This window comes from Sphingomonas sp. CCH21-G11 (assembly GCF_001555965.1).
Lineage (GTDB): Bacteria > Pseudomonadota > Alphaproteobacteria > Sphingomonadales > Sphingomonadaceae > Sphingomonas.
Genome location: NZ_LSHX01000034.1, coordinates 24,411 through 42,769 on the forward strand (window position 1 = coordinate 24,411; position 18,359 = coordinate 42,769).

The following is an 18,359-nucleotide window of genomic DNA, read 5'->3' on the forward strand; positions in this document are numbered from 1 at the left end:
CTTATTTATTGGGGGGCAACCTCACTTTGTGACAGTTTTCTGTAAAGCGCTTCCATCACCCTGGATCCCGCTTTTTTAATACTGTTGTAAAATTGGCACGAAAATCGTCACGCCGTTTCAACAAATACTCTTAATCCGCAACTTTCTATTGCGCCATAGTGTACTATAACAGCAATTCAGCTAGGTTTTTCGCGAGATTCCGCGTTTCAGGCAAAGTCAACCTACACGAAGCTCTCACGCACCCCGTCGATCACGAACTGGATCGCGAGCGCGGCGAGCAGGACGCCGAGGAGGCGGGTGATGACCGCTTCGATCTTCGCGCCAAGCACCCGCATGATCGGCGCCGCGGCAATCAGCGCGAGCAGGGTGAGCAGCAGGTTGAGCGCCAGCGCGGCAAGGACGACCAACGATTCCGCGGTGCCGTTGGAGCGGCTCATCAGCAGCATGATCGATGCGATCGACCCCGGACCCGCGATCATCGGCATCGCCATGGGAAAGACCGAAACATCCTCGATCTCGGGGGTGTCCATGATCTTCTGCGCACGATCCTCGCGCCGCTGGGTGCGCTTTTCGAACACCATTTCGAGCGCGATCAGGAACAGCATGATGCCGCCCGCGATGCGGAAGCTGTCGAGGCTGATGCCCAGCACGCGCAGCAGATCCTCGCCGAACAGGGCAAAGACGACCAGGATGAGCGCGGCGATGCCGACCGCACGCACCGCCATCGACCGGCGCTGCGCCGCGCCCGCCCCCGTGGTCAGCCCGGCATAGATCGGCGCGCATCCCGGGGGATCGATGATCACGAACAGCGTGATGAACGCCGATACGAACAATTCGGTCATCGCCCGATGCCCCCGCCCGCGCTCAGGCCGCGCCGACGTCGACGGCGGCCAGGTCGAGCGCGACTCCCGCCAGCCGGTGCGCCGCGATCAACGTGTTGCGCAGCAGGCACGCGATCGTCATCGGGCCGACGCCGCCCGGCACCGGCGTGATCGCGGCTGCGACCGATGCCGCCCCGTCGAAATCGACATCGCCCGTCAGCCGCCCGTCGACGCGATTGATGCCGACGTCGATCACCGTCGCGCCGGGCTTGATCCACTCGCCACGCACGAAATGCGCGCGGCCGACCGCCGCAACCACGATGTCGGCCTGGGCGACGTGATGGGCAAGGTTGCGGGTGCGCGAATGCGCGAGCGTGACCGTCGCATCGGCCGCGGTCAGCAACGCGGCCATCGGACGGCCGACGATCGTCGATCGGCCGATCACGATCGCATCCAGCCCCGCCAGGCTGCCAAGCCGGTCCTGCAGCAGCATCAGGCAGCCCTGTGGCGTGCACGGCACGAAGCCGGGCATGCCCGTTGCCAGCCGCCCGGCATTGACCGGGTGAAAGCCGTCGACATCCTTGGCCGGGTCGATCGCGAGCAGCACCGCCTGCGCATCGATATGCGCCGGCAGGGGCAGCTGGACGAGGATGCCGTCGACTGCTGGGTCGGCGTTGAGCCGGGTGATCAACGCGACCAGATCGGCCTCGGCGATGTCCGCGGTCAGCCGGTGCTCAAAGCTCGCCATGCCTGCGGCGAGCGTCGCCTTGCCCTTGGCACGGACATAAACGCCGGACGCGGGATCCTCGCCGACCAGCACCACCGCCAGCCCCGGCACGCGCCCGCCCGACGCCGCCGAAAAGGCGGGGACATGCGCAGCAATCCGGTCGCGCAGGCCCTGCGCAAACGCCTTGCCATCAATGAGAGCGGCGGTCATGGCGACGCCCCTTAGCCGCTGGTGCGGCCGCACGCCACCCGCGTTCAGGCGACGCCGGTCATCAGCGCCGCCGCGATGCGCGGGATGATGATGTCGCCGATGATCGAGATCGCGATCAGCACGACGAAAGGCGACAGGTCGAGCGGGCCCAGATCGGGCAGGATCCGGCGGATCGGGCGATAGACGGGCTCGGTCAGCGTGTTGAGCCCGCGCCACAGCCCCGCGACGAAATCATTATAGGTGTTGATGACGTTGAACGCGATCAGGATCGACAGGATCGCCTGGATGATGATGATCCACCACACGACGTTGAGCAGCACCTGAATGATGTCGAACAGGATCAGTAGGAAGGTGGTCAAGCCCGGTCTCCAGCGACTGTGTTAGGACCGCGATACAGGAAAGGCTCGACCCGAAACAAGCCCGGCCGGACCGCGCCGCGCGCTGCCGCCGTCGCGCGTGGATTTACCTATCGCCGCACCAGCGTGCCCGCCCCGCGCCGGGTGAAGACCTCCAGCAGCATGATGTGCGGGACCCGCCCGTCCAGGATGACTGCGGCGTCCACCCCGCCCGCGACAGCGGTGACACAGGTTTCGAGCTTGGGGATCATGCCCCCGGTGATCGTCCCGTCGGCGCGCAGCGCGGCGACGCCGTCCGGATCGAGGTCGGTCAGCAGCTCGCCCGATTTGTCGAGCACGCCGGCGACATCGGTCAGCAGGAACAGCCGCTCGGCCCCCAGCGCGGCGGCGATCGCGCCCGCCATCGTGTCGGCGTTGATGTTATAGGTCTGCCCATCGGCGCCGATGCCGATCGGCGCGATCACCGGAATCATGCCCGCCGCGGTCAGCGTGTCGATCACCGTACGGTCGATCGATTCGGGTTCGCCGACAAAGCCCAGATCGACGACGCTTTCGATATTGCTGTCCGGGTCCCGCGTCGTGCGCGTCACCTTCGCCGCCCGCACGAAACCGCCGTCCTTGCCGGAAATGCCGACCGCCTTGCCGCCCGCCGCGCCGATCCAGGCGACGATTTCCTTGTTGATCGCACCCGACAGCACCATTTCCGCGACACGCGCGGTCTCGGAATCGGTGACCCGCAAGCCGTCGACGAAGCGCGATTCGACGCCCAGTTGCTTCAGCATCGCACCGATCTGCGGGCCGCCGCCATGGACGACGACCGGGTTGATGCCCACCGCCTTCATCAGCACGACGTCCTCGGCGAAATCGCGTGCCAGCTCGGCATCGCCCATCGCGTGGCCGCCATATTTCACGACAAAGGTCGCGCCGGCATAACGCTGCATATAGGGCAGCGCCTCGGTCAGCGTTTCGGCCTTGGCGAGCATCGCCGGATCGGGGCTGTGATTGGTCATGCGCGCGCCCTTAGCGTGGAATGCGGCGGGCGGGAACCGTCGCGCGCACCGGGCTCAGCTGCGCGCCGCCACCGCATAGAGCGCGATCGCGGCGGCATTCGACACGTTGAGGCTCTCGACCTTCGGCCCGATCGGCAGCCGGGCGAGCGTATCGCAATGCGCCTGGGTGTTGTGGCGCATCCCTTCGCCCTCCGCGCCCAGCACCAGGCAGACCTTGCCCGGCCCCAGCGCCTGGGCGAGCGTCGTGTCGACCGCGCCCGTCAGCCCGATCCGCCAATAGCCGGCCTCCGCAATCTCGTCGAGCGCGCGGGCGAGGTTGACGACGCGCACCCACGGCACGACCTCCAGTGCGCCCGATGCCGACCGCGCGACCGTGCCCGATTCGGGTGGCGAGTGCCGGTCCTGGGTGACGATGCCCAGTGCGTCGAACGCGGCCGCCGAACGCAGGATCGCGCCGACATTGTGCGGATCGGTCACCTGGTCGAGCATCAGGATCGGCCGCGTGTCGTTCACCCCCTGCTCCAGCAGGTCGCCGAGCCACATGTCCTCCAGCGGCTCGACCTCCGCCACCAGGCCCTGGTGGGGGGCGTCGCCCGGCACCAGCCGGGCGAGGTCGGCCACGTCGGCATAGGTGATCTGCAGCACCGGCGGCAGATCGAGCGCCGCCAAGGCTTCGCGCGTGCCCCACAATTTGCGCACCGTCCGCTCCGGATTGGCCAGCGCCGCCAGTACGGCGTGGCGGCCCCAGAAGCGGGGGCGGCCCGAATGAGGTTGCGAGGGGCGATGGCCGCGCCTTGCCATGGAAACAGGGTCCTTTCGTGCCGAGGATGATCGCGCGCGACGCTAGGGTCGGTGCCGGCGGCGTGCAAGGCGTTGACAGGGGGTGCCCGCTTCGGCATTGGCACCCGCTCGCTTGACAAGGCGGCCCAATGGACAGGTGGCCGAGTGGTTAAAGGCAGCAGACTGTAAATCTGCCCGCGTGAGCGTACGCTGGTTCGAATCCAGCCCTGTCCACCACCGGCGGCAACGCCCTTTCGGATCGCTGCCGGTCCCGACCGTCGGACGGCCTGTCTCCACCTGCCGACATGAACCGGATGGAGCGACCGGCACCCGCGTGCTATCTTCCATATGCGCGCGGCCGATTTTGCGCGCCGGTATCTTGGCTCGACCCGAAGCTCCGTGCGCCGGCATCGTCAATCCGCCTGCGCGACAGGATATGAGCCGCATCGCCTTCCCTGCCCCCGCATGAAAAGGAACCGAGCGCATGACTTTCGTGACGACCAGCGATGGCACCCGGCTATTCTACAAGGACTGGGGCGCGAAGGACGCGACCCCCATCGTCTTTCATCACGGCTGGCCGCTCAGCGCGGACGACTGGGACAATCAGATGATGTTCTTCCTGCTCAAGGGCTTCCGGGTCATTGCGCACGATCGCCGCGGCCATGGCCGCTCGACCCAGACCGACAGCGGTAACGAAATGGATAGCTACGCCGCCGACGTCGCGGCGCTGACCGATGCACTGGACCTTCGCGGCGCTATCCATATCGGCCATTCGACCGGCGGCGGCGAGGTCGCGCGTTACGTCGCGCGCGCAAAGCCTGGACGCGTCGCAAAGGCGGTGCTGATCGGCGCGGTGCCACCGATCATGGTCAAGTCGGACCGGAATCCGGGCGGTCTCCCGATCGAGATATTCGACGGCTTCCGACAGGCGCTCGTCGCCAATCGCGCGCAGTTCTTCCTCGATATTCCCTCAGGGCCGTTTTACGGCTTCAACCGGCCGGGCGCCAAGGTGGACCCGGGCGTCATCCAGAATTGGTGGCGGCAGGGCATGATGGGCGGTGCCAAGGCACATTACGACTGCATCAAGGCGTTCAGCGAGACCGACTTCACCGAAGACCTGAAGCAGATCGACGTGCCGACGCTCGTGATGCACGGCGACGACGACCAGATCGTCCCCTACGCGGACTCAGCACCGCTTGCCGTCGCGCTGCTGCGCCATGGGACGCTCAAGACCTATGCGGGCCTGCCGCACGGCATGTGCACCACGCACCCGGACATCGTGAACGCGGACCTGCTGGCCTTTATCTCGGGATAGGCGGCCGAGTTTGCCGCCGGCGGCGCAGCGTTTTCGTCGCCTCCCGCCCCTCACGCTTGCCGCGAACATCGCCTATTCTGCGCGCGTTTGATGCTTGGCGTGGAGCATGGATGATGCGAGCGGGATTCGTGATGTTGGGCGGCTTGGCACTGATTGCGGCCACGCCGGAACCGCGGGCCGCAGCGGCCGAGGGAGCTGGTGGTTCTCGGTCGGTATTCGGCCCGCCCGTTCCCTATGGCATCGCCACCCACGATGATCGGCGTGGCGGCCTGCCCGTCAACACGGAAGTGTCGCTGCGACTGAACGTAACTTTGTCGAGCAAGGATGCCGAGGAAGGCGATATTTTTGGGCTGACCGTTACCGACGATGTGCAGCTGAACGGCCAAGTGGTGATCCCCGCCGGCACACAGGCGACCGGCCGCGTAATGGGCGTGACCCGTCGAAGCATTCCCGGCCAGCCCGGCCGGCTGCTCATCGAACTGCGCAGCATCGACCTCCCCGGGGGCACCCTCCCGGTGTCCGGCACCTATTATGAGCGAGGGACCGTCGACAATGGTGGCCGGTTCGGCAATCCGGTCGGCGCGGCGATCGTCAGTCTGTTCGTCACGGGCCGATCGGCTGTGTTTTACCAGGGCCAGGTGCTGAAGGCTTATACCCGCCAGTCGATACGACCGGCTACCGCCGCCCGCTAAAGTCGGCTTGCCCGCCGCGCGCGATTTCGGCTAAGGCGCTCGCCTGCCGCGTGCGCGGGTATAGCACAATGGTAGTGCAGCAGCCTTCCAAGCTGAATATACGGGTTCGATTCCCGTTACCCGCTCCACCGCCCCCTTCCCGAAACGTCCGAGCTCCTAGTATCCGCTGTCATATGAGAGCTTTACCGGCACGTTGTCACCCGAGTCTCTGGTAGAGCGCATCGGGGACTGACTGGTAGCAGACGGGGCGGAGGAAGCGGTCGATGGCGAGGGTGCCGACGGAGGTGGAGCGGCCGTCGGAGGTGGCGGGGAACGGTCCGCCATGGACCATGGCGGGCGAGACCTCGACCCCGGTCGGCCAGCCGTTGACGAGGATGCGGCCGACCCGGTGCTCGAGCCGGGCGATGAGGGGGATCGCGTCGGCGTGATCGGCGTCGTCGGCGTGGAGCGTGGCGGTGAGCTGGCCTTCGAGGTTGGCGATCACGTGCCCGAGTTCGGCGAGGTCGCGGCAGCGGATTACCAGCGCGGTCGCGCCGAACACCTCGTGCGCCAGTCGGGGGTCGGCGATGAAGGCGCCGGCAGCGAGCTCGAACAGCGCCGCGCGGCCCTGGGTCGGGCCGGTCTCGGCCAGGCCTTCGCCGGCGAGCCGCACATCGGGATGCGCGGCCAGTCGGGAGCGCCCCGCCTGATAGGCCTGGTGGATGCCGGCGGTCAGCATCGTCTGCGCCGGGGCATTGGCGAGCGTTGCGGCCGCGCGCGCCAGGAACCGGTCGAGCGCCGGACCCTCGATCGCCAGCACCAGGCCGGGGTTGGTACAGAACTGCCCCGCCCCCATCGTCAGCGACGCGACGAACCCGTCGGCAATGGCGTCGCCGCGCGCGGCGAGTGCTGCGGGCATCAGCACCACCGGGTTGATGCTCGACATCTCGGCATAGACCGGGATCGGCACCGGGCGCGCGGCGGCGACCTTCATCAGCGCGATGCCGCCGCTGCGCGAGCCGGTAAAGCCGACCGCGCGGATGCGCGGATCGGCCACCAGCGCGGTGCCGATATCGTGCGACGGCCCGCCCAGCAACGAGAACACGCCGTCGGGCATCCCGAGCATCGCGGCGGCGCGCAGCACGGCGGTGGCCACCAGCTCCGACGTGCCGGGATGGGCCGGATGCGCCTTGACCACCACCGGGCATCCGGCGGCGAGCGCGGCGGCGGTATCGCCACCTGCGACCGAGAAGGCGAGCGGGAAGTTGGAAGCGCCGAACACCGCGACCGGGCCGACCGCAATCTTGCGCAGCCGAAGTTCGGGCTTCGGCGGCACGCGCGCCGGATCGGCGGGGTCATGGCGGCGCGCCTGCCAGACGCCGTCGCGCACGGTCGCGGCGAACAGGCGCAGCTGCGCGGTGGTGCGGGCGCGTTCACCGACCAATCGCGCGGTCGGCAGCCCGGTCTCGCGCATGGCGCGCTCGATCAGCCCGTCGCCGAGCGCGTCGATCGCGTCTGCAATCGCCTCCAGGAACCGCGCGCGGTCTTCGAGTGATCGCGCGAGATAGGGCAGAAACGCCGCGTCGGCGCCGGCGCACGCATCGGCGACGTCGGCCAAAGACGCCACGCTGAACGACACATCCTCAATCGCCACGCCCGACGCGGGATCCCACGCCGCGAAGCGCGTCTCGCTCCACCGCGAAACCCCGCCGATGAACATCGCACCGGTGAGCTGGACAGCCTCCGTCAAGATCGATCCTCCCGAAACAGTTGAGCACACTTCCAGGCTTGTGAATCTTCAGCCGGAGGCGAAGCTTTCCGCGACCTTCATATGCTGAAGAATGTCGTTCAGCGTGGCCAGGACGTGATCGCGCGCCACCTTGGCGGCACGCTCGCGGTCGCGGTCGGCGATGGCATCGGCAAGGGCGACATGTTCGCGGTGCGCAGCGTCGAGCCGGTCGGCGCCTAGCGGCCATTCGCGTCGCACCGCCGCTGTGATCGCATCGATCCGCGTCAACATTTCCTGCGCGACCACGCTGCCGTCGATCCCGTTGATGAGCTTGTGGATGGTTGCGTTCGCCTTCAGCCGCGCGTCGCGATCGCCGATGTCGATCGCTTGCCCGAACCGCTCGACCTGCGTGCGTAAGCGGCTGATGAATGCCGCGGAAGCTCGATCCGCGCACAGGCTGGCCTGCATACCCTCAATCGCGGCGCGCAGCCTGAGCAATTGCGCGAATTCCTCCGCGTCGATCCCGCGCACAACCGCGCCATGGTTCGGCTTGAGGGTGACGAGTCCCTCCGACTGGAGCTTCTGAAGCGCCTCGCGGATCGGTGACGGTGAAACGCCAAGGGCAACGGCAAGCTCAGGCACTTTCAGGCGATCGTTCGGCTTCAGCCGGCCCGCCACGATGTCACCACGCAGTGCCTCGGTCACGCGCAGATACATCGTCGCCGTCGTCGGATCGATCTTGCCCGCCCTAATACCCGTCATCGTTCTCTTTCCGTGTTTGCTCTGGACCGACATCCCGCTAGCAAGAGCATATAATTATATAGAATAGAATATCAAAGAGGGTTGGTCATGGTCGGCAAGCATGTTCTGGTCACGGGTGCCTCCGGGCGGATTGGCCGTAATCTGGTGCCTGCATTGGTCAGCCGGGGTCATGTCGTTGTCGCTGCCGATATCGAGCCGAATGCGGAACTGGCGGCCCGCTCCGTCGCGCAAATTCAGTTGGACATTACCGACGCGGCGGCAATGGAGCGAGCATGCGCGGACGTCGACACCATCGTCCAGTTGGCCGGTCACGCCGATGATGCCGAGTGGAACCTGCTTCACGATCGTAATGTCGCGGCGACCTTGACGCTATGCCGCGCGGTGCGGCCTGGCCAACGGATCATCTTCGCCAGCTCGTTGCATGCCGCCGGTTATGCACCCTTCGACATGCGGTTCGATCATCGGACCCCATCACCGGCGGATAGCCTGTACGGCGTTTCGAAGCTGGCGGCCGAGGCGTTGCTGACCCTGCATCATGCGCGCGGGGGCGGAGACGTCTACATTCTGCGCATCGGAACCTGTCGGCCCATCCCGATGACGGCGCGCGAGCGTGTGACGTGGCTCAGCCCCGCCGACTGCGTCCGGCTCGTCGACGCCTGTATTCGCGATCCGGCGGGTGGGCATCACCTCTTGTGGGGATTTTCGGCCAATGCCGCCGCAAACGTTGATCGTGATGCATGGTGCCGTGTCGGCTATAACCCGCAGGACGATGCGGCGCGGTTCGAGCTGGCCGACGATGCCACCGATCAGGCGGGGACAGGGCGAGTCGGCGGCCGCTTTATTGCGGCGACCCCGGGAATCTAGATCGGTCCTGGCGGATGAATCGGGCGCTTTCAGGCCATTGTCGCTGCTGAACCGCTTGAAAACGACCCGTCAGGATCGGCGATTGACAGCCCTTGAACGACTCTACATTATATATTCCATATAATGGTGGGAGCGGGTAGGATGATCTTTAGGGCACGGTTGCTGGCATCGACGGGAACGGCTTTACTCATGTTGCTGATGCTGACCGGTCAGGCGGCAGCGCAGGTTACGCCGGCCGATGAAACCAGTCCGGCCGACGTTCCCCAGGCGGAGGCCCAAACTGTCGACGACGATATCGTGGTCACCGGCATTCGCAGGTCGATTCAGGCGGCAATCGATACAAAGCGCGATGCGGTGGGCATCGTTGATTCCATTTCGGCACAGGACATCGGCAAGCTGCCCGACCAGAATGTCGTTGACAGCCTCAGCCGGATTCCGGGTCTGCAGATCACGCGCTTTCGGGGTGAAGGCGCGGATTTCACGATCCGGGGCATTTCGCTCAACAATACGCTGATCAACGGCCGAACCTTCATCGGCGCCAATGCGGGCAGCTCGGCTCGGCTCGACGTGATCGCATCCGACATCATCGCCGGCGTGGACGTGTACAAGTCGCCGACCGCCGACCAGATCGAGGGAGCACTCGGCGGCACCGTCGACTTGCGTACCAAGCGGCCGCTGGACCTGCCCGACGGTACCGTGGCGCTGCGTGCACAGGGTCAATACGGCGACCTGAACCGCAATCTCGGGTTCCGGGGCTCGGCACTCTACTCAACCCGCTTCGGCGGCGACAAGCTCGGGCTGCTCGTCAATGTTGCCTATCAAGCTCTCGAGACCGAGCAGCAGCGGTTCGAGGTGGCGAACTATACCCGCGTCAGCGACATTGACGGCACGGGGGACGGGGTCAACGACGCCAATTTGTTCCGCCCGGCCCGCCTGCAGTTGATCCGCGTTCCCCGCCGCGTCGAGCGGCTGACCTTCAACGGCTCGTTCCAGGCGAAGCCCACCGACGAGCTCGAGTTGCTCCTCGAGGGAACATACAACAAGTTCGAGGCGAAGGGGCGGCCGGTCCACCAGCAAATCCTGTTGAACAGCAACGATGTCGGCGCGCGGATCGACGATGCCCGCACCGTCGTTTCGGGTACCTTCAACGGCGTCACGCTGCGGCCGTTGGTGTTTGAGGAAGAAGATGAATCGGATGTCTTCCAGATCGGTTCGCGCGCGATCTGGGAAAAGGACCGGTTGAAGATCGTGGCCGACGGCTCCTATGGCCGCGGCGAATCTCCGATCGACGCAGGCACGTTCACCTTCGTGATCGCCCCGCGTCCCGGCCGGACGGCAAATGTCACCTATGACTTCGCAGCGGGCACCGACTTGCCCAATTATGCGCTCACGTCGAACTTCGACATCAACGATCCCGAACAGTACCGCGTCGCATCGATCTCGGAAAACTCCAATATCATCAATAACGAAGGCTATGCGGGCCGCCTCGACCTCACCTACGACGCGGCGTGGGGTCCCCTCGCCAGCTTCGATTTCGGCTATCGGCACGAAGACCGCAGCTTCGACACGGCACGGCGGGTTCAGGCGATCACGCTTCCCGAGATCGCGGCGGTCGCTGATGCGAACCGCGATGGATCGGTCACGCCGGGTGAAATCCCCGCGCTCAGCTATACCGGCTTGCTCGACCGAGGCGTTTTTCCCGGGTCCAGCGGCGATTTTCCCAGCCGCTACCTGACCGGTCGTGTCGACGCCTCCGCGGCGCGGTCGTCCCTTGGCTATGAAGCCTCCCCGATCTCGCCGACCAGCGTCAGCCAGGTCACGCTGACCACCAATGCCATCTATGCCAAGGCCAATCTGAAGTTCGACCTGCTGGGCGTGCCGATGCGCGGCAATGTCGGCGCGCGCTACATCTGGACCAGCCGATCGTCATCCGGCAACGTCGTCTCCGGCGCTCAGGTCCTGCCGGTTACCTTTTCGACTGACTATACCGACTTCCTGCCGAGCGCGACGCTGGTCGCCGACCTGACCGACACGCTTGTGCTTCGCCTGTCGGCGGCACGCGTGGTGGCGTCGCCGCCGCTCAGCGACTTGTCCGCCGGATCGGCGGTCTCGATCGTCAGCAATACCGGGACCGGGGGCAATCCGCTGCTCGATCCGTATCGGGCAGAGCAAGCGGATCTGTCGGTCGAATGGTACTTCGCCAATGCGAGCCTGTTGGCGGTATCGCTGTTCCACAAGACCGTCGGCTCGTTCACCCGGTCGGTGGTGACATCGGAGACGATTCCGGGCTTCATCAACCCCAACGGCACCGGCAATGTCTTTCAGATCACACGGCCTGAAAATGGCGAGGACGGCAGTGTCAGCGGCTTTGAGGTGAATTACCAGCACGCCTTGTCTTTCCTGCCCGCGCCGTTCGACGGACTGGGGGTCCAGGCCAACTACACCTATGCGGACAGCTCGACTCCGACACCGGACGAGCTGACAGGCAACACCTTGCCGCTGCCCAGCCTGTCCACCCACAGCTATAGCCTGATCGGCTATTACGAGAAGGGCGCGGTCCAGGGGCGCGTCGCCTACACTTTCCGAAGCGACTATCTGCTTGCGATCCAGTCCGCGTCGCTCGGCGGCAGCCGCTATGTCGACAACCAGACTCAGCTCGATGCGACGCTCTCCTATAATCTGACCGACACGATCAAGCTGACCGTCGACGGCCAGAACCTGTTGCGGCGCCCCGAACGCCGCTTCGACGGCGTGTCCTCGCGGCTGAACTCGTTGCTGATCGATGACCGACGCTTCTTCTTTGGCTTTTCGGCGACGTTCTGACCGGGCGTGTCTCCCCAGCGGTAGCCGCACACGGCGATATCCGGGCCATGCTGGGCGAAAGCGCGGTGTGGCTGCCGGGCCGCAACGCGGTGGCGTGGGTCGACATTCCCGGGGGGCTGGTCCACGTCACGGAGGCAGCGAGCGGTCGAACCCAGAGCGTGGATCTGGGCGAACCGGTCGGCGCGGTCGTCGCCGGACCCGGTGATACCCTGGTCGCGGGCGGCACGCGCGGCCTGTGGCAGATCGGAGGGGGCGAAGCGCCGCGCTTCCTGGGCGCGCCGCCGGGCCATTCGGCGGCGACGCACCGCTTCAACGATGCGACGACGGATCCGATCGGACGCCTGATCATCGGGACGCTGGCACTTGCACCGAACCAGGGCCAGCCGAGCGGCCGGCTTTATGCCTTTTGCAGCAGCGACGGCTGGCGGTGCCTGCTCGACGGGTTCCGGACGATCAATGGTCTCGCCTTCTCGCCGGATGGGCGTACGCTTTACGTGGCTGACAGCCATCCCGACGTGCAAAGGATCTGGACCACCGACTATAATGTCGTGACCGGTGCGATCGGCAGTCGTCATATGTTCGCTGACTTCAACTGTCTGGCGGGGCGGCCCGACGGTGCGGCGATGGACTCGCAGGGCGGATACTGGGTCGCCGCGACCGATGCCGGCCGCATTTATCGCTTCGCGGCGAACGGCATCCTAACCGACACGGTGCATTTGCCCGTCACCTGGCCGACGCGCCCATGTTTCGGCGGCGGAGTGCTACGCGACCTGTACGTAACAACCCGGCGCGGGCCCGGCGGATTGACGTCAGGTCCTCTCGATGGTGCGCTACTGCGTGTCGGTGCGGCCTGGACGGGCGCGGTGATCCCTCCCTGGCGGGGATAACCCGACTGGCAGCGACGTCGCGCCTGCTCACTCGATGCGAATGACCTGCGCGGTAGCCCCCGCGACGCTCAGCGATAGCGAATTTCCTGACAGTGAAAGCGGGAGCCACTTCATGCCGTTCAGCTGGCCCTTCGCATCGACCTCGCCGCCGCCCAGCCGGACTTGGCTGGTGGCACGCAACCCATCTTTCCCCGCAACCTGAAGCGTCACGGACGATGCCGCCATATAGGTCGATCCGAGATCGATGACGATATCCTCGGCAGACTGGGGTGCCGGATCGGCCACATTGATGACCACGATCGACAGCCTGGCCCCGGCGTCCTGCCCTTCACGAACCGCGAAGATTCGCAGGGTTTCCGGACCAGAATGGGTGACCGCCAAGTAGCGACCATCCGGCACCAGTCGCGCCGCGAGCATGCCGTAGAAGATCGGCTGCGCGATCAGCTTGCCCGCGACGGCGTCGGCGTCAGTCGCGGCACAAAACGGGGTGTACCAGCCATATCGCGGCTTCTCATCGCCGCACCGGCCGAGCATCGCGTGAAAATTCTGCCCGACAATGCCTTCCTGAACATTGAGCAGGATCGCGTCGAGCGCCCAAAGCGCAGAGGCCATCGTGTCGCTGACCCCGGCTTTGCCAGCACAGGACGCCGAATTGCGCTCATCGAATGCCGCCGGCACGCCCAGCCTCGCCGCATCGGTGTGCAGCCTGCGCGCCACGCGTCGGGTGCGCTCGCGCTGAACGGAAGAAAGGAGGAGCGGGATCGTCGCCTGTTCCGCGTTCTCGCAGGCAGTGGCGGTGTAGTGATGGTAGGTGAGTGTATCGACTGAAGCGACGCCCGTTGCATCGCGCAGCGCTGCCTGCCGCTCGACAAAGCCTTCGTAGATCGTGGGTTTTATATTGTTGTGGTCGTCGATGGCGAAATCGGACGGGCCATAAAAGCGCATTCCGGGCACCCGCTCCAGGATCGCCGAGCGAAACAGGTTCCAGTCCTGCCAGTACAGGTCAATCTCGTCTGGCTGGTAGGAGCGGTCATGATTGCGGTCGTAGGTGAAGGGCTCGAGCGACGGCTCATTGCCAATTGCGACCGCGGCCAGGCTTTCGCCGAGTGCCAGCTTGGCATGGTGGACCATGTCTGCGGCGCGCTCGGGACTTTGGTTGCCACGGCGGTACTGGCCCAGATTGACGGTCAGGATGACCCGGTAACCGGTGCGCCTGACGAGCGTCGCAAGAGCCGCCATGCTACGCGGGGTCAGCCGCCCCTGCGACCAATCGGGATTGGGTTCGCCCGTGCTGGTCCAGAAGGTCAGTTCGCTGCCGATCCCGCCGATCCGGATCGTCGGGCTGTGCCCTGAAGACCGCATGGCCGCTGGCGCGAGCGTCGCAATGATCCGGGCAACGCCATCCTGTTCGAGGATATGTGGAACGCCGTCGCGGTCGATCAACCAGTAGGGGTTAAGCGACAGGTCGCCCTTGAATCCGGCGCGGAGACCTGTCGCCATTTGCTGGTCGACGCGGACGTGCACGGGCGGCCGTTCGCGCGCCGATATTGTGCGGCTCGCCGGTGTCTGAGCTTCGGCTGCCGGGAGAATCAGCGGCAGCGCGAGAAGCGTGAGTGGATAAAGTCGCATCCGAACTTCCTGAGAAATTGGTTTCTTGAACACCATGCGTCGGCTGTCGCGTTGGCTTGCTTCAGGTTGCCGAGGCGCGAGTGGGCGCTGGAGAGGCTCCGCTCGCGCCGCGTCGCCGATAGGCAAGGAACAATATCGTCGCTGCCAGCGGGTGCAGCAGCGCTCCGACGACGAACACCGGCGTGTAGCCGTAGGTCTCCACCGCCGGGCCGACTGCGAAATTGAACAGTGCAGCGCCGACCGTCCCGACCGCGTTCAGGACGCCGACCGCCGTCCCGACCGCGCGACGCGGAAACAGCGCCGCAGCAAGGATGTTGGAGAGCGTGAGCCAGACCAGAGCCGCCGCCTGCACCACGGCAAACAGGGCCATCGCCGCCCAGATATTGGTGGTCAGCGGAATGATTGCGAACAGTGGCCCGACCAGAGCGACCAGTTGCATCGCCCGGACCCGCGCACGTGCCGGCTCCATGCCCGACTTGACCCACCGATCGGAAGCCTGGCCGACCGGAAACGCGAGCAGCGCCGCCGCAAGCGGTGGGATCCAGAGGAGCCAGCCCACCTCGCCCAGGGTCAATCCCAGCACTTCCTGGAAATAGCCGGCCTGCCAATATTGGATGAAAAACCACAGCGGATCGCTGATCAGTCGCGCCGCGATCAGTCCCCACAGCATCTTGTTGCCCAGCACTTCGCGCATCGGGCTCAGGTCACTCGCCTGCTTCGCCGGTTCGCTCTCCCCATAATCGGGCGGGTTACGATTGGCGGCGTACCAGGCGAGCGCAAAGAGAATGCCGACCGAACCCGGCACGATGAAGCCGTATCGCCACCCATAGGTCAGCGCGAGCCACGCGATGACGGGCGGTGCCATGATCGGCCCCAGCGCCACCAGCACCGCGCGCAGCGAGTATGCGGTGGCGACCCGGGCGCGGGGAAACCACACCACCAGTGCCGCGATGGTCGCGGGCACGAGACCCGCCTCGGCCGCGCCGAGTACGGCCCGAAAGACCAGCAGTTCATGGTAGGAATTGGCGAGCCCGCTCATCACCGTCGCCGCCGACCAGATCAGGATGAATGCGGTCAGGCTGGCCCGGCTGCCGAAGCGATCGACCAGCCGCCCGCAGATCGGATAGAAGATGGCATAAGTGGTCAGGAAAATGCCGACCAGCACCGCGAACCGCGCGTCGCCGATCCCCAACTCGAGCCGCAGCGTTGCCTTCAGGACAGAGATCGCCTGACGGTCGATCATGCCCAGGATCGAATCGAGCGATGTCAGCGCCAGGATGACCCAGGCCATGGTGGGCACGATCGGCAGCGTGGATGTGTCGGGATTTGGGTTGTCGCGCATGGCCCTGCTGCGTTCATCGGCGGAATGAATCGGTGCGGCCAGCTTGCCGTCGCACAGCCGGCGCGTCAACGATTATAGATTATATATTTCTGATTGACGAGCTGTCCGCCGCCTGACTATCAGTTGCCCAGTCACTTTGCTGAACAAAGGTCCAGACTTTCATGCCCGAGCGATCACAGGCGCTTGAAGCCGACATCGCGCAGCAACTTCGCCTGGCGTCCACCGCGACCTTGACGACGATCCTGTTCAACAAGGGCCTGCGCAACGTGTTCATGCAGGGGGTTCGGCCGGTTCAGCCCGGAAAGGTGCGCATGGTCGGACCCGCCTACACGTTGCGCATGATTCCGTGCCGTGAAGACATCGACAGCCTGTTCGAACGCGATAGCCGCACGGATCTTCAACGCGTCACGACCGAAACCGTCCCCGCGGGGGCGGTGCTGGTGATCGACTCGCGCGGTGACGCAGCGGGTGCCTCGGGCGGCGCATTGCTTGCGCTGCGCATGCAGGTACGCGGCGTCGCCGGCATCGTCACGGACGGGGGCTTTCGGGACTCGCCCGAAATCGGAATGCTCGACATGCCGGCGTTCCACTCGGCCCCAGCCGCGCCGCCCGTGGTCGTCCGCCATCATCCGGAGGATGTCCAGCTCGCCATCGCCTGCGGCGGGGTGTCGGTGCGCCCCGGCGACATCATCGTCGGCGATGATGAGGGGATTGTCGTCATCCCGCGCGCGATGGCGGCGGAGGTCGCGCGATTGGCCGTTCGCAAGGAGGATGTGGAGGATTTCATCGCCGTCGAACTTCGCGCGGGGCGGCCGGTCACCGGCCTTTATCCGCCGGATGACGCCGCGATGCGGCAATATGAGGCCTGGGTCGAACGCGGCAGACCCGGCTCGCAACATTTTCAGGATGAGTCTGTCGTATGAAAATTACCGGAACACGGGCACGTTGTGTCGCTATTCCGCTCAGCGCCACGTTGCGGTCGAACACCGGCGTCCATCCCGGCTATTTCGTCCGCACGATCATCGAGATCATGACCGACGAAGGGATCACCGGGCTTGGCGAGGTCGGCGGCGGCGACCAGCGTGCCGCGTTCGAGCGGCTGGCGTCGCGGATCATCGGCCATGATCCCTACCATATCGGCGTGATCAAGCAGCGGACGCTGCGCAACACCTATTTCATGCCCAACGCGCGCATCTATGCGGCGATCGAGATGGCGCTGCTCGACATCCAGGGCAAGGCGACCGGGCGATCCGTGTCCGACCTGCTCGGCGGCAGTCTGCGCCAGCGATTGCCGTTCATCGGCTATCTGTTCTGGCGTTATGACCGCCCCGGCGGCGGCGACGACGCCGATCCCCAGGACATCGCCGATCATTGCGAGGAACTGGCGGAGACGCTCGGCATCCGTTCCGCCAAGCTCAAGGCAGGGGTAATGGCGCCGGAGGAGGAAGCCGCCGCGATGGAGGCGTGCCGCGCGCGCATGGGCGACGCCTTCAACCTGCGCATCGATCCGAACGGCACCTGGTCGGTACCGACCGCAATCGCCATCGGGCGGCGGCTGGAGCGGATCAATCTCGAATGGTATGAGGATCCGGCGTGGGGGATCGAGGGCCTGAACGCGGTTCGCCGCCGCGTGAACATTCCGATTGCGACCAACATGTACCCCGCGCGCTTCGATGATCTCGGCCCGGCGATCCGCCGCGATACGGCCGACCTGATCCTGACCGACATCCATTATTGGGAAGGGCCGCTGGGCGTGCGCGACCTGTGCAATACCTGCCGGACCTTCGGCGTCGGCGTGGCGATGCATTCCGGCACCGAGTTCGGCATCGAGCTGGCGGCGATGCTGCACACCGCCAGCACCATCCCCGAAATGGTCGTCGCGGGCGACGCGCATTATCATTATCTGGAGGACGACATCATCGCCGGCGGCAAGTTCGCATATCGCGACGGCATGATCGACGTCCCGGCCGGACCGGGCCTCGGCGTCGCACTCGACGAGGAAAAGATGGCGAAGTACGCGCGTCTGTTCGAGGAGAAGGGCGACTATTATGCGCGCTTTCGCGTCGATCCGCGCCGCCCGGACTGGTTCCCGATCGTCGGCGGGCGTTAGGCGCTCATAGCCGACGACACGGCCCGACGGGCAACCCTCAGACCAGAATCGATCGATTGATTGCGGCAATCCGATTGACGCCGGTCAACGTCATCGCGACCCGCATCTCGCTGGCGATCAGGCCGAGCAGCTTGGTGACGCCGGCCTCGCCGCTTGCGGCCAAGGCATAGAGCCAGGCCCGGCCGAGCAGGACGCCGCGTGCGCCGAGCGCCAGCATGCGCACGACGTCAAGGCCCGACCGCACCCCGCCGTCGACCAGCACGGTCAGCCGGTCGCCGACCGCATCCGCGATCGTCGGCAGCGCGCGTGCCGACGACATCACC

General features: G+C 65.7%; 17 protein-coding genes and 2 tRNA genes. 9 read left to right on the top strand and 10 right to left on the bottom strand.

Annotated features, from left to right (window positions below):
• Window positions 1–221: 221 nt before the first annotated feature.
• From AX676_RS09985 to rlmB, 5 genes are all read right to left on the bottom strand, one after another.
• Entirely contained in the window at window positions 222–842 is a 621-nt protein-coding gene (locus AX676_RS09985; RefSeq protein ID WP_066480270.1) for a MarC family protein, read from the bottom strand.
• Between the two features lie 22 nt (window positions 843–864).
• Complete coding sequence (gene folD / locus AX676_RS09990) at window positions 865–1,758, bottom strand: bifunctional methylenetetrahydrofolate dehydrogenase/methenyltetrahydrofolate cyclohydrolase FolD (RefSeq protein ID WP_066480274.1); 894 nt, start codon at window positions 1,756–1,758, stop codon at window positions 865–867.
• Window positions 1,759–1,802: 44 nt separating this feature from the next.
• Window positions 1,803–2,117 carry a YggT family protein gene (locus AX676_RS09995; RefSeq protein WP_066480275.1) on the bottom strand — a complete coding sequence of 105 codons (315 nt, stop codon included), beginning with the start codon at window positions 2,115–2,117 and terminating at the stop codon, window positions 1,803–1,805.
• A 107-nt stretch (window positions 2,118–2,224) separates the two neighbouring features.
• Window positions 2,225–3,124 carry an acetylglutamate kinase gene (argB, locus tag AX676_RS10000; protein ID WP_066480276.1) on the bottom strand — a complete coding sequence of 300 codons (900 nt, stop codon included), beginning with the start codon at window positions 3,122–3,124 and terminating at the stop codon, window positions 2,225–2,227.
• Window positions 3,125–3,178: 54 nt separating this feature from the next.
• Window positions 3,179–3,925, bottom strand: coding sequence for a 23S rRNA (guanosine(2251)-2'-O)-methyltransferase RlmB (gene rlmB / locus AX676_RS10005; protein ID WP_066480277.1), 747 nt, complete (start codon window positions 3,923–3,925; stop codon window positions 3,179–3,181).
• A gap of 130 nt (window positions 3,926–4,055) precedes the next feature.
• Here rlmB and AX676_RS10010 point away from each other — a divergent pair.
• The 4 genes from AX676_RS10010 to AX676_RS10025 all read left to right on the top strand — a co-directional run bounded on the left by AX676_RS10010 (window position 4,056) and on the right by AX676_RS10025 (window position 6,039).
• Window positions 4,056–4,141, top strand: a tRNA-Tyr gene (locus tag AX676_RS10010).
• 247 nt (window positions 4,142–4,388) lie between these two features.
• On the top strand, window positions 4,389–5,219 hold the full coding sequence (locus AX676_RS10015) for an alpha/beta fold hydrolase (RefSeq protein WP_066480278.1): 831 nt from the start codon (window positions 4,389–4,391) through the stop codon (window positions 5,217–5,219).
• A 110-nt stretch (window positions 5,220–5,329) separates the two neighbouring features.
• Window positions 5,330–5,911, top strand: a complete 582-nt coding sequence (locus tag AX676_RS10020; protein ID WP_066480279.1) for a hypothetical protein — start codon at window positions 5,330–5,332, stop codon at window positions 5,909–5,911.
• A gap of 54 nt (window positions 5,912–5,965) precedes the next feature.
• Window positions 5,966–6,039, top strand: a tRNA-Gly gene (locus AX676_RS10025).
• Window positions 6,040–6,107: 68 nt separating this feature from the next.
• Here AX676_RS10025 and AX676_RS10030 read toward each other — a convergent pair.
• Together AX676_RS10030 and AX676_RS10035 are read right to left on the bottom strand one after the other, a co-directional pair.
• A complete protein-coding gene (locus AX676_RS10030; protein WP_066544241.1) occupies window positions 6,108–7,610 on the bottom strand; it encodes an aldehyde dehydrogenase (NADP(+)) in 1,503 nt (500 codons plus the stop codon).
• A 78-nt stretch (window positions 7,611–7,688) separates the two neighbouring features.
• The gene (locus AX676_RS10035; protein ID WP_066644608.1) at window positions 7,689–8,381 is read right to left on the bottom strand and encodes a GntR family transcriptional regulator; all 693 of its coding nucleotides are present in this window, start codon (window positions 8,379–8,381) and stop codon (window positions 7,689–7,691) included.
• Between the two features lie 87 nt (window positions 8,382–8,468).
• Here AX676_RS10035 and AX676_RS10040 point away from each other — a divergent pair, with 87 nt between their 5' ends.
• The 3 genes from AX676_RS10040 (at window position 8,469) to AX676_RS10050 (ending at window position 12,955) form a co-directional block, all read left to right on the top strand.
• Window positions 8,469–9,245: an NAD-dependent epimerase/dehydratase family protein gene (locus AX676_RS10040; protein WP_066544246.1), complete on the top strand. Its 777-nt coding sequence runs from the start codon at window positions 8,469–8,471 to the stop codon at window positions 9,243–9,245.
• Between the two features lie 189 nt (window positions 9,246–9,434).
• The gene (locus AX676_RS10045; RefSeq protein WP_066478048.1) at window positions 9,435–12,068 is read left to right on the top strand and encodes a TonB-dependent receptor; all 2,634 of its coding nucleotides are present in this window, start codon (window positions 9,435–9,437) and stop codon (window positions 12,066–12,068) included.
• A 47-nt stretch (window positions 12,069–12,115) separates the two neighbouring features.
• Complete coding sequence (locus AX676_RS10050) at window positions 12,116–12,955, top strand: SMP-30/gluconolactonase/LRE family protein (protein ID WP_066478043.1); 840 nt, start codon at window positions 12,116–12,118, stop codon at window positions 12,953–12,955.
• Between the two features lie 27 nt (window positions 12,956–12,982).
• Here AX676_RS10050 and AX676_RS10055 read toward each other — a convergent pair whose 3' ends face one another.
• Together AX676_RS10055 and AX676_RS10060 are read right to left on the bottom strand one after the other, a co-directional pair.
• A complete protein-coding gene (locus tag AX676_RS10055) occupies window positions 12,983–14,620 on the bottom strand; it encodes a hypothetical protein (protein WP_156437678.1) in 1,638 nt (545 codons plus the stop codon).
• A 25-nt stretch (window positions 14,621–14,645) separates the two neighbouring features.
• Window positions 14,646–15,926, bottom strand: coding sequence for an MFS transporter (locus AX676_RS10060; RefSeq protein WP_156437677.1), 1,281 nt, complete (start codon window positions 15,924–15,926; stop codon window positions 14,646–14,648).
• 161 nt (window positions 15,927–16,087) lie between these two features.
• On the opposite strand from AX676_RS10060, the gene AX676_RS10065 reads away from it, so the two are divergent.
• Both AX676_RS10065 and AX676_RS10070 read left to right on the top strand, forming a co-directional pair.
• On the top strand, window positions 16,088–16,849 hold the full coding sequence (locus tag AX676_RS10065; protein ID WP_066478039.1) for a ribonuclease activity regulator RraA: 762 nt from the start codon (window positions 16,088–16,090) through the stop codon (window positions 16,847–16,849).
• Window positions 16,846–18,036 carry an enolase C-terminal domain-like protein gene (locus AX676_RS10070; RefSeq protein ID WP_066478036.1) on the top strand — a complete coding sequence of 397 codons (1,191 nt, stop codon included), beginning with the start codon at window positions 16,846–16,848 and terminating at the stop codon, window positions 18,034–18,036. The genes AX676_RS10065 and AX676_RS10070 overlap by 4 nt, the downstream gene beginning before the upstream one ends.
• Before the next feature lie 37 nt (window positions 18,037–18,073).
• On the opposite strand, the gene AX676_RS10075 is transcribed toward AX676_RS10070, so the two are convergent.
• A partial coding sequence (locus tag AX676_RS10075) for an alpha-hydroxy-acid oxidizing protein (protein ID WP_197417168.1) occupies window positions 18,074–18,359 on the bottom strand: 286 nt, incomplete at its 5' end.

What these genes read in the sequence shown, in the direction of transcription:
- AX676_RS10070 (WP_066478036.1), top strand. Translation starts at nt 16,846, where the DNA reads ATGAAAATTACCGGAACACGGGCACGTTGTGTCGCTATTCCGCTCAGC.
- AX676_RS10030 (WP_066544241.1), bottom strand. Translation starts at nt 7,610, where the DNA reads ATGTTCATCGGCGGGGTTTCGCGGTGGAGCGAGACGCGCTTCGCGGCG.
- folD (WP_066480274.1), bottom strand. Translation starts at nt 1,758, where the DNA reads ATGACCGCCGCTCTCATTGATGGCAAGGCGTTTGCGCAGGGCCTGCGC.
- AX676_RS09985 (WP_066480270.1), bottom strand. Translation starts at nt 842, where the DNA reads ATGACCGAATTGTTCGTATCGGCGTTCATCACGCTGTTCGTGATCATC.
- AX676_RS10015 (WP_066480278.1), top strand. Translation starts at nt 4,389, where the DNA reads ATGACTTTCGTGACGACCAGCGATGGCACCCGGCTATTCTACAAGGAC.
- AX676_RS10045 (WP_066478048.1), top strand. Translation starts at nt 9,435, where the DNA reads ATGTTGCTGATGCTGACCGGTCAGGCGGCAGCGCAGGTTACGCCGGCC.
- rlmB (WP_066480277.1), bottom strand. Translation starts at nt 3,925, where the DNA reads ATGGCAAGGCGCGGCCATCGCCCCTCGCAACCTCATTCGGGCCGCCCC.
- AX676_RS10055 (WP_156437678.1), bottom strand. Translation starts at nt 14,620, where the DNA reads ATGGTGTTCAAGAAACCAATTTCTCAGGAAGTTCGGATGCGACTTTAT.
- AX676_RS10050 (WP_066478043.1), top strand. Translation starts at nt 12,116, where the DNA reads ATGCTGGGCGAAAGCGCGGTGTGGCTGCCGGGCCGCAACGCGGTGGCG.
- AX676_RS10040 (WP_066544246.1), top strand. Translation starts at nt 8,469, where the DNA reads ATGGTCGGCAAGCATGTTCTGGTCACGGGTGCCTCCGGGCGGATTGGC.
- AX676_RS10065 (WP_066478039.1), top strand. Translation starts at nt 16,088, where the DNA reads ATGCCCGAGCGATCACAGGCGCTTGAAGCCGACATCGCGCAGCAACTT.
- AX676_RS10020 (WP_066480279.1), top strand. Translation starts at nt 5,330, where the DNA reads ATGATGCGAGCGGGATTCGTGATGTTGGGCGGCTTGGCACTGATTGCG.
- AX676_RS10035 (WP_066644608.1), bottom strand. Translation starts at nt 8,381, where the DNA reads ATGACGGGTATTAGGGCGGGCAAGATCGATCCGACGACGGCGACGATG.
- argB (WP_066480276.1), bottom strand. Translation starts at nt 3,124, where the DNA reads ATGACCAATCACAGCCCCGATCCGGCGATGCTCGCCAAGGCCGAAACG.
- AX676_RS10060 (WP_156437677.1), bottom strand. Translation starts at nt 15,926, where the DNA reads ATGCGCGACAACCCAAATCCCGACACATCCACGCTGCCGATCGTGCCC.